Origin of the sequence: Chelativorans multitrophicus, assembly GCF_011317445.1 — a bacterium.
GTDB lineage: Bacteria > Pseudomonadota > Alphaproteobacteria > Rhizobiales > Rhizobiaceae > Chelativorans > Chelativorans multitrophicus.
Genome location: NZ_JAAAPL010000005.1, coordinates 146,267 through 160,022, shown reverse-complemented (window position 1 = coordinate 160,022; position 13,756 = coordinate 146,267). Strand labels below are relative to the sequence as shown.

12 protein-coding genes and 2 pseudogenes are annotated in these 13,756 nt (G+C 61.8%); 3 read left to right on the top strand and 11 right to left on the bottom strand.

Translation table 11 applies throughout. The features are described from left to right. Window positions 1-88: 88 nt before the first annotated feature. The 4 genes and pseudogenes from GNP00_RS20335 to GNP00_RS20320 form a co-directional block, all read right to left on the bottom strand. Window positions 89-304: pseudogene (locus GNP00_RS20335) on the bottom strand (arsenate reductase/protein-tyrosine-phosphatase family protein); the annotation flags it as partial. Next, window positions 297-671 carry an ArsR/SmtB family transcription factor gene (locus GNP00_RS20330; RefSeq protein ID WP_011578662.1) on the bottom strand — a complete coding sequence of 125 codons (375 nt, stop codon included), beginning with the start codon at window positions 669-671 and terminating at the stop codon, window positions 297-299. The pseudogene GNP00_RS20335 and the gene GNP00_RS20330, both read right to left, overlap by 8 nt. Before the next feature lie 60 nt (window positions 672-731). After that, entirely contained in the window at window positions 732-1,421 is a 690-nt protein-coding gene (gene scpB / locus GNP00_RS20325; protein WP_011578661.1) for an SMC-Scp complex subunit ScpB, read from the bottom strand. Between the two features lie 5 nt (window positions 1,422-1,426). Continuing rightward, a complete protein-coding gene (locus GNP00_RS20320) occupies window positions 1,427-2,461 on the bottom strand; it encodes a DUF1403 family protein (RefSeq protein WP_011578660.1) in 1,035 nt (344 codons plus the stop codon). A 126-nt stretch (window positions 2,462-2,587) separates the two neighbouring features. Between GNP00_RS20320 and GNP00_RS20315 the strand changes: the two genes are divergently transcribed. The 3 genes and pseudogenes from GNP00_RS20315 (at window position 2,588) to GNP00_RS20305 (ending at window position 6,491) form a co-directional block, all read left to right on the top strand. After that, entirely contained in the window at window positions 2,588-3,814 is a 1,227-nt protein-coding gene (locus tag GNP00_RS20315; RefSeq protein WP_011578659.1) for a site-specific integrase, read from the top strand. Between the two features lie 396 nt (window positions 3,815-4,210). Further along, window positions 4,211-5,311, top strand: coding sequence for a hypothetical protein (locus GNP00_RS20310; RefSeq protein ID WP_011578658.1), 1,101 nt, complete (start codon window positions 4,211-4,213; stop codon window positions 5,309-5,311). A gap of 9 nt (window positions 5,312-5,320) precedes the next feature. Beyond that, window positions 5,321-6,491: pseudogene (locus tag GNP00_RS20305) on the top strand (site-specific integrase). A gap of 12 nt (window positions 6,492-6,503) precedes the next feature. On the opposite strand, the gene repC reads toward GNP00_RS20305, so the two are convergent. The 7 genes from repC to GNP00_RS20270 form a co-directional block, all read right to left on the bottom strand. After that, entirely contained in the window at window positions 6,504-7,853 is a 1,350-nt protein-coding gene (gene repC, locus GNP00_RS20300; protein WP_011578657.1) for a plasmid replication protein RepC, read from the bottom strand. A 157-nt stretch (window positions 7,854-8,010) separates the two neighbouring features. Then, complete coding sequence (gene repB, locus GNP00_RS20295; RefSeq protein ID WP_011578656.1) at window positions 8,011-9,054, bottom strand: plasmid partitioning protein RepB; 1,044 nt, start codon at window positions 9,052-9,054, stop codon at window positions 8,011-8,013. Then, complete coding sequence (repA, locus tag GNP00_RS20290) at window positions 9,054-10,256, bottom strand: plasmid partitioning protein RepA (RefSeq protein WP_011578655.1); 1,203 nt, start codon at window positions 10,254-10,256, stop codon at window positions 9,054-9,056. Before repA ends, repB begins: the two co-directional genes overlap by 1 nt. Before the next feature lie 215 nt (window positions 10,257-10,471). Further along, window positions 10,472-11,722 carry an ATP-binding protein gene (locus GNP00_RS20285; protein WP_011578654.1) on the bottom strand — a complete coding sequence of 417 codons (1,251 nt, stop codon included), beginning with the start codon at window positions 11,720-11,722 and terminating at the stop codon, window positions 10,472-10,474. After that, the gene (locus tag GNP00_RS20280) at window positions 11,719-12,264 is read right to left on the bottom strand and encodes a putative pterin-binding protein (protein ID WP_011578653.1); all 546 of its coding nucleotides are present in this window, start codon (window positions 12,262-12,264) and stop codon (window positions 11,719-11,721) included. The genes GNP00_RS20285 and GNP00_RS20280 overlap by 4 nt, the downstream gene beginning before the upstream one ends. Further along, window positions 12,254-12,958: an FkbM family methyltransferase gene (locus GNP00_RS20275; protein ID WP_011578652.1), complete on the bottom strand. Its 705-nt coding sequence runs from the start codon at window positions 12,956-12,958 to the stop codon at window positions 12,254-12,256. Before GNP00_RS20275 ends, GNP00_RS20280 begins: the two co-directional genes overlap by 11 nt. A 3-nt stretch (window positions 12,959-12,961) precedes the next feature. After that, on the bottom strand, window positions 12,962-13,588 hold the full coding sequence (locus tag GNP00_RS20270; RefSeq protein ID WP_011578651.1) for a response regulator: 627 nt from the start codon (window positions 13,586-13,588) through the stop codon (window positions 12,962-12,964). Between the last annotated feature and the right edge of the window lie 168 nt (window positions 13,589-13,756).

Below are 13,756 nucleotides of genomic sequence, written 5' to 3'. Positions count from 1 at the left end.
GACAGACCATTATGCGGGTTCGCGACGAGGGTTCACGATCCGTTCGACCTTAGCGTACGATTTTGCACTGCTCTTGTTCCGACCCCAACTCCTCCCAGCCCTTCGAGCGCGCGAAGGACGTGTCGTGGTTCATCATTTTTAGAAGCTGGAGCGAATAGGGGTGGACAGCGCCCTTTGGATGCGAGCCGGCGGAGAAGGCTCTGAAACTCCCCTGCCCCTCCCGGTTTAGGATCGCCTCGGCGAGGATCGAGCGGGCCGAATTGCCGGTGCAGAGAAACAGGACGTTGAAGATCTGATCACTCATGGCGCGCCGCCTCCCTGACGGCGGTCTTCTTCGGTGTGCAGCACGGTGAAAGATCCGCGATCAGCGGCGTGCAGATCTCCGGGTGACCGCCGCAGCAATCCTTCACAAGGAAGCCGGTGAGATCGCGCACCGCGTCAAGCCTGGCCCGGTAGATGATCGACCGGCTGTGGCGTTCGGCCTCTATCAGCCCGGCACGGCTGAGGATCGCGAGATGCGTGGACATAGTGTTGTGGGGAACCGCCAGATGGCGGGCGATGTCCCCCGCCGGCAGCCCGCCCGGCTCGTGCTCCATCAGCAGGCGGAATACGTCGAGGCGTGTCGCCTGGGCAAGTGCTGCGAAAGCGAGAATGGCTTGCTCTGATTCCATATGTCGAGACTATTCGACAAATGAGCCGGAGCCCAGAGGCCGGTGATCGGCATATGGCCGCTAGTCCTCGATCTCGACGGCTTCCTCCCGGCCATCGGCAAAGTCGGGCATGATGTCGCCGGCCAGCAGCTTTTCCTTGGACAGCAGTCCCGCGTCCTCGAGCGCCTCGCGGTCGGGAAGATCGTGCAGCGTGTCGAGCCCGAACTCGAGCAGGAACTCTTTCGTGGTGACATAGGTGTAGGGCGCCCCGGGCTGCGGCGCGCGCGGGCCGGATGCAATGAAGCCGTGCGATCGCAGATTGCCGATCAGGTCACGGCTGATCTCCTTGCCGAAGAAGGACGACAGTTCTCCACGGGTGATCGGCTGGAAGTAGGCGATGCACATCAGCACCAGCACCTCCGACAGCGTCAGATCGACCGCGCGTTCACTTCTCCCAACCGCGGTGCGGATGACGTCGGCATAGGCGGGCCGGGTCAGGTGCTTCCAGCCGCCGGCGACCGCAACCAGATCGTAGGGGCGGCCGCGCAGTTCCTCGCGGATGTCGTCGATGAGAAGATCGATGCTGCAGCTCTTTCCCACGATCCGCGCCAGCGTCTCGCGGCCGACCGGCTCGCTGGCGGCAAAAATCGTCGCCTCGACGCGGTTCATCCATTCCCGCCAGCGTGCCTCCGGCGGCAGATGGTCGAGCTCCCGATCAAACAGACCGTCGTCTGCTCGTCCCTTCCCCCGCCTCGCGCGCGCCTCCGCCATGGCCGTCAGATCCCGTAAATGCGGAAGGCCGATCGTCCGGAGAGCTCGCGCACGGCGCCGAATTCAACCAGGCGCTCGAACAGGCGGCGCAGGCTGCGGTCGCTCATGCCGGCGATCTTTGCCGAGGCGACGATCGCGTCGTCCGACAAAAGCCGGTCGACGACGACGTCCGCGCCTCGGGCGCGAAGGGCGGGCGCCACGGCGATCAGGCGCTCCGCCCGCCGTTCGATGTCGGCCGACTGGTCGACTGCGCGCACCGCCGCCCGCGCCTGCGCGGCGAGCAGAGCCCTCCCACGTTCGGGATCGGCCTCGCTGCCTTTCGGCGCAAGGACGGTCGCCGCGCGTCGCGGCCGAGCGGAACCATTTGCGCCGGCAGCTTCACCACCGAGCAGCGGCACGGCGTGCGTCCAGCCCAGCCGCTGCGCAAGCATGGCGTCGGCAAACCAAGATCCAACGGTGCGTGGAAGGCCGCGCCGCTCGACGGCCGCAAAGGCGCCGACCAGCGTTCCGACCGCCCCTTCCGTCGCCGCAAGCTGCCGAACCTCGTCGGCCAGGTCGGCCGCCGCCTCGTCATCCCGGGCGAGGCCCAGGGCATCGAGCACGCCGGCGATGCTCGCCTCTGTCAGAAGTTCCTCCGCGGGCCGGGCGGCCAGTCGGCGCCAGGCCAGCAGCACGCGGCCGGCCGGACCGACATCGTCGCCGGGCCGTGTGAGCAGCACGGCGTCGCGCAGCGCCGCTTCGTCCTCGACCCGTCCGGCCTGTCTGGTCGTCACCGCCGCCGCGGCGAGCGCCAGCCGCTGCCGCCATACGCCGGCCCATCTTTCCTGTCGCCGGACCACGGCATCGAGCGCGCCGATGGCGGCCCCCGCGGCGATCGCGACCTCCTCAAGGCCATTTGGCCCATGCCCTTTCGCGGCAAGGCTTTGCGCATCCGGAACGGCGCGGCGCAGCCAGCCCGGCAACGTGACCACCGGCGCGGACGTGGCGGCGCCGAGCGTCGGCGCCTGGTGGCGCGGAGAGGATTTGGGGCGCAGAATCATCGCCAACAAGGATGAATCATGGCGGCGGTTCTGGCAACGAAAATGGGTAAAAAGCGCCGCGCTTGTCGATTGGATAAAACGAGTGATAAAATTGCATTATCCGTCGTTTTCGTCTTTATATAGAGAATGGCCCGAATCGTCGATCAAAACACCGAAAATCGTACTCAGCTCGGCTCCGCTCGATCACAGGAAATGTCCCCAGGTGTCGAACTGGCCGCGCCGACGGGCTCGGCCGAGCACGACGCGCCGATCGCCGACGACCTGCCCGACATCGTCGATGTCGTCCTGGAGATGGGCCGGGCGCCGGAAGAGCCGCCGGCGGAAGCCCCCTCCCCTCGCCTTCCGGTCGTCTTGACTCCACGCCTGCCGGCGCATCTCGACGCGCTCGCCGATCGCGCGCGCGATTATGTCGAGGCGGCGAGCTCGGCGAATACCCGCCGCGCCTACGCCTCGGACTGGAAGCAGTTCGCGAGTTGGTGCCGTCGGCAGGGCGTCGAGATGTTTCCACCCGATGCCCAGGTGGTCGGCCTCTACATCACCGCATGCGCCTCGGGAAAGGCGACCGGCGATAAGAAGCCGAACTCCGTGTCGACCATCGAGCGTCGGCTCTCGTCGTTGACGTGGAACTATGCGCAGCGTGGCCAGCCGCTCGACAGGAAGGACCGTCATATCGCTACCGTCATGGCCGGTATCCGCAACAAGCACGCCGCCCCGCCCCGCCAGAAAGAGGCGGTCCTGCCCGAGGACTTGATCGCCATGCTGGAAACGCTTGACCGCGGCACGCTGCGCGGCCTGCGCGATCGGGCCATGCTGCTGCTCGGCTTTGCCGGCGGTCTGCGCCGCTCGGAGGTGGTCGGCCTCGATTGCGGCCGCGACCAGACCGAGGATTCCTCCGGATGGATAGAGATCTTGGACAAGGGCATGCTGTTGCGGCTGCGCGGCAAGACCGGTTGGCGCGAGGTCGAGGTCGGACGTGGCTCGTCCGATGCGACCTGCCCGGTCGTTGCGCTGGAGACCTGGCTCAAGCTCGCACGCATCGCTCACGGTCCCCTGTTCCGGCGTGTCACCGGCCAGGGCAAGGCGGTCGGCGTCAATCGGCTGAACGACCAGGAGGTCGCCCGTCTCGTCAAGCGGACCGCGCTGGCGGCCGGTGTGTGCGGAGATCTGCCCGAAGGCCAGCGCGGGATGATGTTTGCCGGCCATTCCCTTCGCGCCGGCCTAGCCTCCTCGGCCGAGGTCGACGAACGCTATGTGCAGAAGCAGCTTGGCCACTCGAGCGCTGAGATGACCCGCAAGTATCAGCGGCGGCGCGATCGTTTCCGGGTCAACCTCACCAAGGCGTCGGGACTGTAGAATGCCCCCCTCCCCTCCCCGCTTTCGGCCGTCGAATAGCGGCTCGGGAGGGTGGGGTTTTCAGCTTAGCGCTTCAATTGAAATCGGGAAGTAAAACCGACAGTGGCGCGGGCGACGGGCCCGATCAGGGTCTCCAGAGGAAGATTTGCCAGCGCGTAAGCCATTGATTTCAGGGTAGCTGATTCGCGTTGGTCAAGCTAACCGGTATTTAAGTTGACTTGCAGGGGATTTTCTCCGGCGCGCTTCTCACTATCGATAAGTACCTCTTATCGATAGTGATGGATTTCGCAGCGCAAATCAGCCAGAATCGCGCTTCAGATGGTCGCCGGCGACGTCCCGTGCGGCCGGGATTAAAGCGGAGACGCGGCTTTTCCGCCGCACGAGGAAGGGGCCGGCATGGCCGAGGAAAAACCTGTCCGGCTGCCCGACGCCGCAACCGTCGAGGCCGTGCTCGCCGCCATCGATCCGGCGGCGGCCGACGCCGAGCTCGCCCCTGCCCTTTCCCGCACTTTTCCCGGCTTCGAATTCACGACCGCCACAGTCGACGACTTCTATTGGCGCGGCGACGGTCGCACCGTTTTTGCGGCCGACGGCATGCGGCTTGGCGACCACCGCGCCTGGGTCGAACATGAACTGACCCAAGCCGGCGGCGACCTCACCGCCTTCTGGACAAAACACCGATCGGGCGCGCAAAAATTCGCCGAATGGCGTGGAACCTCCGTCTTCGCCTTCGCCTCCACTGGTCCCGGCGTCGCCGACTTCGTCCAGCTCTCCCTCGGCCGCGATCTCGAATATCTGGCGGGCCCAGTGGTCGATCCCGACTACCGCCCCTGCAGCGCCGACGACCTTTTTGATCCATCCTGGGTACGGCGCGAGCTCGACAGTGCTGCCGAGGTGCTCTCGGGACCCGTCTACCGGCTGCGCGGCCGCACGGGCGGCGGCATCGTCCACATGCGCAGTTTTCTGGCGCGGCGGGCACGCATCGAACGCGAGCAGCGGGAGGCGCGTCGACCGGACCTCGAGAACCGTGTCATTCACGAGGTCGGCTCCGAGGGCATGCGGGACATTCTGTTCCTGGACGCCAATCCCGACTGGTTCGATTTCGTGCCGCGCGAGATCCGCTTTTTTGCCGACTGGGAGCGCTCGAGCGCGGCGGCCGACCGCATTTTTGTCCACTGGGTCTTTGACATCCACGACCTCGAGGGGCGCGGCAAAAAACGCGAGATCGGATTTATCCCGCGGCCGCTGAAGAATCCGGCCGAGCGGCTGCTGCCCGCCGAGGGCGTGTCCGTGCATCGGCTCATGGAGCGGATCGAGGCGATCGACGAAGAAATCGGTCTGCCCTTCGCCTGGTTTTTCCTCATGACCCACGGCCACTGGGTCGATCCGGATGTTGGCCATGCGATCGCGGACGGCCTGCGCGCTGGCCGGGTGCGGCTCCCGGACCGCGACGCCGCCGTGCTGCTGGCCTGGGCCGACAGGCCATATCTGTTCTGAGCCGCCGCCATGGACCTTCGCCTGCCGAAGCCCGCATCCGACCAAAAACTGCGCCGCGCCGAAGCGCTCGACGCGCTGGATTCCGTGCTGCCCTTCGATCGCCGCGAGTTTTTGGCCGAAATCCTCTCCGACGACGACGTCGAGACGTTGCGCCACCTAGCCCGCGAGGGCATTGGCGAGAACTCGTTGCGCGCGCTCGCCTCCGACGTCGGCTATCTGGAAGCGTGGTGTCAGGCGGCAACCGGATCACGCCTACCGTGGCCGGCGCCAGAAGCGCTCCTGATAAAATTCGTGGCGCATCATTTGTGGGACCCGGCCAAGCGCGATCTTTTGTCCACGCATGGCATGCCGGCCGAGGTGGCAACCAGCTTGAAAGCCCAGGGCCTGCTCCGCGCTGACGGTCCGCACGCGCCGAACACGGTGCGCCGGCGGCTGGCGAGCTGGTCGACGCTGACGCAATGGCGCGGCCTCAAGGGAAAAGTTCAATGCGCCCGGGTTGCGGTCGGCGCTAAAACTGGCCGTCCGGGCCAGTCCGCGGCCGCGCGGCAGAAAGAGCCCGAAGTCGGTGACAGCCGATATTCTTGCCGCCGTGCTGAAGGCCTGCGCCGGCGATCGGCTGGTCGACGTCCGCGATCGCGCGCTGCTGCTTGTCGCTTTCGCCTCGGGTGGTCGCCGTCGCAGCGAGGTTACGTCGCTTCGCGTCGAAAACGTTCTTGAGTAAGATCCGGTCCCGACCGATCCGAAAAGTCTCGACGGCGGCACCCTGCCATGTTCGAAAATCCTTCTCGGCCGGTCAAAAACCACTGAGGCCGACGATGACGCGTTTGTGCTGCTGGTCGGCCGGCCGGTGCTGGCGCTCGAGGAATGGCTGGAGCGTGCCAAGATCAGCGAAGGCGCTCTGTTCCGCGGCATTGACCGCTGGGGCCATCTCAAGCGAAGGGCGCTCACTCCGCAAGCCGTTAACCTGATCCTGAAGCGCCGCATCGCTCAGGCCGGCCTCGATCCAAAGGTATTTTCTGCCCACGGCCTGCGCTCCGGTTTTTTGACCGAAACGGCTCGCCGTGGCATTCCCCTTCCCGAAGCCATGCAGCAGTCCCAGCACCGCTCCGTGCAGCAGGCTTCCCGCTACTACAACGACGCCGAACGCCAGCTGGGACGCGCGGCGCGGCTGATCGTCTAGCCGACAGCGCGGTCACCGGTCCCAGCCCCGCTTTTTGAGATTGTCGAGCAGGGCGTTGGAGGACCTCGGTGTCGGCTCCTTCTGCGTGGGAGCAAGACTGCCCTCGCCCACGTCATTCCCGGCCGAACCTTCGCCGGCCATGGCTTTGGCCCGGGCGTCGAGCTTTACTCGGAGCAGCGCCATGATCATCGGCCAGACAGAAAATTTCTGCTCGCGGGCCCGTTCCGTCAGGTTGCGCAGATAGCCGCCGCGGCTGCTGATCTGGTCGGACCGCTCAAGGATCGCGGCGACGGTAATCGCCGCCTTTTCCGCCCCCATGACCTCGACGGCGTCCTGCCAGGCGCTCGGGCTAATCCCCATGGTCGGCCGGGCCACGTCGGCGGCGGCCACAAGATCCCGCCACATCCGGATTGGTCCGCCGCGGGCAAAACTCAAAATTTCCGGGCAGGCATCCAGCACCATTCCCAAGGGCAAATCCCGTTTGGGCAAGCTGTGCACGTTGTCGGTTTTCGCGGCGCTGCCGCTCGCTTCATCTATTTTTCCTAAGCCGTATTCAGATTCATCGGTAGAATTTAAATCTGGGTTTGAATTTTGTATGTGACGCTCAGAATGGGACTCATTGGCGTTCGAATCTTGTGATTCTACAAATAATTCCAACGTCTGATGCACATCGGCCCATAGGTCTTCCAACTCGTCGGCGATCGCTTCGAGCACCTGGCGTGGAGCCGTGCGTGGCAGCCGACCGACAATGGTCTCGTAGCGCCACTGAAACCCGCGCCAGTTACCCGGGACATCTTCGTTGATGCCCGCCTCGATCATCTTGACCACATCTCGCCGGCAGATGGTCAGGCGTTCCTTTACCAGCCTGAAGGCCTTGCGCTCGGCTGCGACCGCATCGGCAAGCTCCCTGAACTCCTCAGCACGCGCGAGGATCGGCGACAGATCGAAACCGTAGGCCTGCTCGATCGCGCCGCCCTGCCCCTTACGAGCGAACCGTTTGCCATTCGGGCTGTCGCGGCGGATCACCAGGCCGCAGGTGACAAGCACGGCAAGATGCCGTCTGAGCGTCGCCGGCGACATGCCGTTCGCGCGGTGGATGAGCTGCTCGTTCGAGGGAAACACGACCAGGTTCCCCTCGCCGGTCAGATCGTCATCCCGATGAAAAGTCAGCAAGGCATTCAGGATCGCCAATGCGCGATCCGTCGCCCCGAGCGCGTCCTTGGCTTCTCGGATGTGCCGAAAGACCTGCCACTTCGAGACCGTGGCGTTGTGTTTCACCGTCTTGGCCGTGAGCTGGCTTGAAATCAGTCCAAGCGTCATCGGCCGCCGCCCAAACGGCGTCGTTGCTGTATGCGTCCCCATTTTCCTTCACCTATCGCTAGGCAAAAGAAATCTGCTCGCCAAACAGGCGCCGTTGACTCTTGACAGTGATTCGCGGATTTGCGATTCTCTAGGTGTTCAAGCTACGAGAAGGGCTTCCGCGACGGCGACGTTCGGGGGCCTTTTTCTTTTGCGGTCTCTACTCTCCTGCTGCTTCCATGTTGGACTTCCGAAAGGCCTCGTAGAGGTCGTCCAGCCGCCCGGTGATGAACTCGGCGAAAAGCGGCGCTTCACCGGATTCCAAGGTGACAATGGCCTTTTTCGCCTTCTTTTTCAGAGTAACGCTGATTGACTTGTCGGCAGGAACCCAAGATTTGGTTGGCGCTCTTTGCGCAAGCGTTGTCTCTTTGCCTGCGGCCTTAGCTGACAGATGTCTAGCCAGCATCTCCAGCCTATCGTCGCTGGTGGCCGCCTTGAAATCGGGAGAGCCAATGAGCTCCCTGACAGACATGCCCCCTCCCCTGATCTTCTTGGCGAGGTCGTACCAACGGTCTCGGCCGCTGTTCTTGGCAGGTCCGACAGCTTTGATGATCTCGTCCGGAATGTCCTTGGTGACAGATATCATCTTCGAGACAACGGTCTTGTCGACGGACAGCGCTGCCATGATGACGTCGCGATCGTAGTTGTTGCGCTCCAGATTGCTGGCAAAGACGGCCTTCTCAATGAAAGAGAGATCCGCCCTCGCGCTGTTCTCCTGCCCTTGGGCGATCACATGGTCTTTGTCGCCAAGATCCTTGACGACTGCCCTCACTGGTCTTCCGAGGACTTTGGCAGCCCGTGCGCGCCGATGGCCGAAAACAGTCATGTAGCGGCCGTCCACTCCGGGATGCGGTCGCACCAGGATCGGACTATCCTGCCCTCGTTGGCGAATGGCTTCTACGAGTTCTTCGAACGCTTCCTTATCCTCGTCCATGCGGTCGGCGACGAACGAAGCATCGATTGTATCGGGATTGAGATCGACAACGGTCTCGCCCTCGAGAAGCCGGGCTTCGAATTCTTTGGCTGCCTGCGCCTTCTCGGCCAACTCGTCAATTGACCTCGTAATGGCCCCGAAAGCTCCCCGGCTCCTGTTCCGTTCGAGCGCTGGCGACATCGAAGTTACCGGATTCCCCGTCGCGGGAGCCGAGTTGACTGCAGTCAACTTTCGATCCGTTAGCGAACTCAGCAGATTCTTTCTGGACATCACCGTCCCCATGCCCTGTGGATCAGACTTGTGATCTCGGCATTCACCCGATGCAGGGATTCCATTGCACGGTCATACGTTGAACGAGTGAACTGGACGCGTTCGACCTCGTAGAGTGATTGCTTTGTGATCCCGGCATCAGAAATGGCCGTGCTCTTGAGCATCTCGTTGACGAGCACGTGCTGTTTGAAAAGCGAACGCATGAAGGCGACCATCTGGCTCTGCGGGCCATCGGTCGGCTCGTAGCGGGTCACCAGGTACCGCAGCCAATCAAGCCGCATATTTGCACCCGCCCGCTTCAGTGTGCCCATGACCTCGCCCATCATCAAAAGGAACTGACACATCGACATCACATCAAGCATTTGCGGATGCACGGTAATCAGGATGCCAGTCGACGAAGAAAGCGCCGTTAGTGTCAGGTACCCGAGCTGGGGAGGGCAATCAATGATGACAACATCGTAGTCCTTCGCCACGTCAGCCAATGCGTCATCGAGGCGGCCAAAGAAGATACGTCCCATGGAGCCGTCTTTCTGCGAAAGGGCGAGGGGGGTGTCGTATTCGAATTCCTGCAGCTCGAGGTTCGCCGGAACGATGTCGAGACCCGGGAAATTCGTCTTCTGAACAAGCGCTGATAGTGGCTTCCGTTCGTCATCGTAGCGGAGGGATTCATAGAGGGATTCGTTGTGATCGATTTCGGGTTGGAAACCGTGCAGGGCAGACAGTGAGGCTTGCGGGTCGAGGTCGACTGCGAGGACCCGATGTCCCGTGAGCGCCAGGTGCTGAGAGAGGTGAGCGGCCGTCGTCGTCTTGGCGGAGCCGCCTTTGAAATTTACCACCGCAATAATCTGCAAGTGTTCGATCCCACGTCGGTGGGGGACATATTTCGCCGCTGTTCGGCTATTTTTGTCGAGGAAATGTCTCATCTCGAGTAATTGCTCGGCGGTGTAGGAGCGACGGCCTGACGGTGTTACCATCGGCTGCGGACCTTTGCCTTCGAGCGACAGATTCTTCAGGTATCCGCTTGTTACGCCGAGATACTGAGCGGCCTCCGATAACTGGAGTGGCCTGAGAGTTTTCTGGGCATTAGGAGGGAACATCTCCAGCCGATGCTCGTGAAGCATGGCAGACAACTCGCGAGCCTGCTCGGTCAACAGCACATCGACCTCTGCAATCTCCTCGCGGAGCGTCGGCTTCACATTCATCGAAATATCCCGCACATGCGCTTTGAAGGCCACTTGAGCCTGCGAACCGCATGTAGCCCTGATTCTTTCGATCCGGCAAGAAGTTTAAGGTTAACGAGAGGTTAACGGAGCCGCCGCTCTCGAGAAAGTTGACCGCAGTCAACTTTGGCTTTCGCAGTTCGACTCACGTGAAACTCGAACGCAAAGTCACCCATGATGGGATAGTAGGGCCAACGTTAAGCCGACTCGATAGGGAGTGATATTCGGATCGCAGTCCCGTTTCCTTGCCGCGAGACAATGCTAAATTTTCCTCTTAGAGCGGCCACCATCTGCGAGCAGCCGGTCAGGCCCAATCCTGTGTGCGATCCCGCTCTGGTCGAGAAAAATGGCGTCCTCGCCAGTGCGAGAACCTCAGGCGACATGCCCTCGCCGTTGTCAAGAACCTCTATCAGCAATTCCCGTCGTCTGCGGAATGAGCCGCCTCTGACCTGTGCGGCGATTGAGATCTTTCCGTCGGGATTGCCGCCGAGGGCTGCGTTCGCATTGTGCAGGAGCTCTTCGAGGATCAGGCGTATCTGTGTCGCGGGCACCATGGCCTCAGCTGCATCCGGATCGACCCGCAGTTCAGGCTTCACTTTATTGGTCCGGATCGCCTCAAGGATAGCTGAGAGCCGCTCACGCCGGGTATCTTTGTGCGCATAGGCGATGTTGCCAAGGCCGTTTGTTATTGCCTCCAGTTGCTGCGCGGCATCCCTTGCAGCGGTCAACATCTCGGGATGCTTGACGCTCGATTGATCCTGGTAACTCAGGAAGAGGTTCAGGGCAGCGACGCGTGACCGCGTCATATGGGCATAGAGCGACGAGAAGGACCTCAGGTACTGGTCCTGCCGCCAGGCAAGGACGTTCCGGAGGTGAATGATCGTGTAGCCGACAGCGGCAAGCACCAGCGCAACCGCAAAGAGGAACCGGTTTCGAGAGGCGGCAGCTGCAATATGCGAGGCCGCGTTCAGTGTCTCAGCATGTGCAACGGCTGTTCCCGAAACCTCGAACATCCGCTGTTCCAGATCCGGCATGGTCCGCAGCGCGCGGTCGAAATCCGTGGCGCCTTCCACAATTGGGGTAAGGTGCGTGGTCGTAATAGCCTGCAGGCCATTCAAAAGTTCGATATCCCGATCCCGCAGAAACTTGGGGGCATACTCCAATTTCAAAAGCTGGCCCACGTTTGCGTTGAGCAGAAACACCTGGCGGCCGAGATCGGAGGCCGTGTGGCCGGTCGCGGCTGCTAGTTGAAGACCGCCGTGAATTCGCGCCAGATGTTCTCTGATTTGGGTGGTCCGCCATTGAATCTCGTATGACTGGCTGAAATTCAGGTCCGACTCCGCCCGGTATTTTTCCGACCGAAGGAAGGTCCAGCCGCAGAGAACGAGAGCGGCTCCTAAGCATAAGTAGGGAAGGGCGGCTTTGACCCGCGGCGCCGTGGGCCTCATTGCACCGGCCGAACGGCAACAACGAACCAAACCCAGATCGAATTTCGAGCGGGCACGTAGGCTGTCGGGAGCCGGTCGTAGGGCCACACAAGGAATATCGGACCCTGCTCGTCGGGAGATAGCGGTGTGAACTGCTGATCGGCCGAGCATCTCCCCAGCTTGCGGTCCATGTTTTGGCAAGCCCGGTCGATCGCGAAAATTGGATTGTAGGTGTTGATCTCCTCGAGCAGGATCTCCGACGTGAAGTTGTCGTACGCGATGAACTGAACCGATTTGCTCGAACTCAGGCCGTGCTTGCGCAAGACGTCAGCGATCCTTGGCCCTCGAAACTTCACCACCTCGCCGTCCTTGGTCCACGGTGTACGCGTTTCGATCTCGATGTTCTGGAACTCGGAACGCAACCGTTCGACAGGATAGCGGTCGGACACAGTCCGTTGCTCTCCTTCGATCGTCAGGATGCTTGGATCGGTGTAAGCAGCAAGCGCCGTGCTGACAACGCCGACCAACCCCGCGATCCCCGCAATCAATGCCTTAGGTCGCATGGGCTATCTCCGCGTCAAATTCCCTTTCGCCATCGTCGACCGAGTACAGGACACAAGGTCCGCTTGATCCCCGTGGATCGTAGATCAGGCCCCGGCGCGCCATGGCCGTTGTGATTGCCTGCACGCCTGCCAGGCCATAGAGATGATCGTGCAGTTCGAGAAAGACGCGTTCTATTCCCGGAAGCTCTGCGTTCTGCAGCAGTTCGAGCTCTGCTCCTTCAACGTCCATGACAAGGACATTGATACCGTGTTTCCCTATAAAGGCGTCGACGTTCCGCGAGGTAATCTCAATCACTCGTTCGTAGGGTCCTTGTTCGACGAATCCCGACGACATCCAGAAGTCCGCCCGCTGATAAAAGGAAATCTTCCTAGGTGGGCCGGCAGCAAGAATCCCGTTAGAAAGGTCGACATTGCCGTTGCAGTTCAAGTCGATCACGCGTTTAGCGAGTTGGACCGTTTGCGGATCTGCCTCAAAACTCCAAACGCGAACATCGTCGATTGCCGCAATGATCGACGTGATGACACCCAATCCAGCACCAAGCTCCAGAACGCGATCGCCCGGCCGGATGGCGCGCGGAATGCGGCGTGCCTCGTTCGCCTCGTAGCGCCCGGTCTTCAGGGCAGACCAGATTTCCTCGGAGACCTCTCCATAGCTGATCGGTACGCGCACCCCGTGGACGTTAAGCTCACCCATCCGTCACAGTCCCTTTGGGAGTCGACCGAGCTTCAGGAGCTTGGCGCGGGCTTGCTTGTAGTATTTTTCAGAGCTTGCGGCGTTTATTCCGAGCTGGTTTGCCATCTCATCAAATACCTCTCGGCGCTTCGTGCCCGGCTCGCGGCGCATCATCATGGCTATGATCTCGTGTTCACGGGGAGTGAGGGTAGGAAAGCGGAGATCCGGATTTGGCGTGTGTGGCTTGGACAGCCGGAGTGAGAACTCGCCCCTGTCGATCTGCTCGAGTACAAGGGGAAGCTCTCCCTGTGATAGACCGGTCTTGCAGACATAGCCTTGGACGCCGAGCAATCGACAGGCCCTTGCCTCATCCTCGTCATCCGATCCCGTGACGACTATGTGCGCGGAGTTGGGCGCTGCTCCGACTATTGTTTCGACGACGTGAAGACGATCCTCCGGAGAAGTTGGATCGAAACCTGGCAAACCGGGATCAGTGATCACAAGATCGAACTGGTCCTCTTCGAGAAGCTGACACGCGACTGGAAGGGCTTGCGCGCCCGCCACGTAGCAATCCCGCAGGCAGGTACGAAGTTCGGCCATCAGGGCCAAACGCATCAGGTCTTGGTCTTCGACAACGAGGGCTCGGTGCACGGGTCGGTCTCCCGATCAATCGAGTCACCCGCCGCCCAACGACGAATATATGACCTCATTTTGCACTGCAAAAAAAGGGGATGGTGGCATCCCCCTTTCCAAAAAACGGGAGTCCGACGCCCCTTTCAATAATTGGCTATTGCTGACAGGACTTGAACCTCTTCAGAG

Excerpts from the sequence above, each read along its gene's own strand:
- GNP00_RS20330 (WP_011578662.1), bottom strand. The coding sequence starts at position 671 with ATGGAATCAGAGCAAGCCATTCTCGCTTTCGCAGCACTTGCCCAGGCG.
- repB (WP_011578656.1), bottom strand. The coding sequence starts at position 9,054 with ATGTCCAGAAAGAATCTGCTGAGTTCGCTAACGGATCGAAAGTTGACT.
- GNP00_RS20285 (WP_011578654.1), bottom strand. The coding sequence starts at position 11,722 with ATGAGGCCCACGGCGCCGCGGGTCAAAGCCGCCCTTCCCTACTTATGC.
- GNP00_RS20320 (WP_011578660.1), bottom strand. The coding sequence starts at position 2,461 with ATGATTCTGCGCCCCAAATCCTCTCCGCGCCACCAGGCGCCGACGCTC.
- scpB (WP_011578661.1), bottom strand. The coding sequence starts at position 1,421 with ATGGCGGAGGCGCGCGCGAGGCGGGGGAAGGGACGAGCAGACGACGGT.
- GNP00_RS20280 (WP_011578653.1), bottom strand. The coding sequence starts at position 12,264 with ATGCGACCTAAGGCATTGATTGCGGGGATCGCGGGGTTGGTCGGCGTT.
- GNP00_RS20310 (WP_011578658.1), top strand. The coding sequence starts at position 4,211 with ATGGCCGAGGAAAAACCTGTCCGGCTGCCCGACGCCGCAACCGTCGAG.
- repC (WP_011578657.1), bottom strand. The coding sequence starts at position 7,853 with ATGGGGACGCATACAGCAACGACGCCGTTTGGGCGGCGGCCGATGACG.
- GNP00_RS20315 (WP_011578659.1), top strand. The coding sequence starts at position 2,588 with ATGGCCCGAATCGTCGATCAAAACACCGAAAATCGTACTCAGCTCGGC.
- GNP00_RS20275 (WP_011578652.1), bottom strand. The coding sequence starts at position 12,958 with ATGGGTGAGCTTAACGTCCACGGGGTGCGCGTACCGATCAGCTATGGA.
- repA (WP_011578655.1), bottom strand. The coding sequence starts at position 10,256 with ATGAATGTGAAGCCGACGCTCCGCGAGGAGATTGCAGAGGTCGATGTG.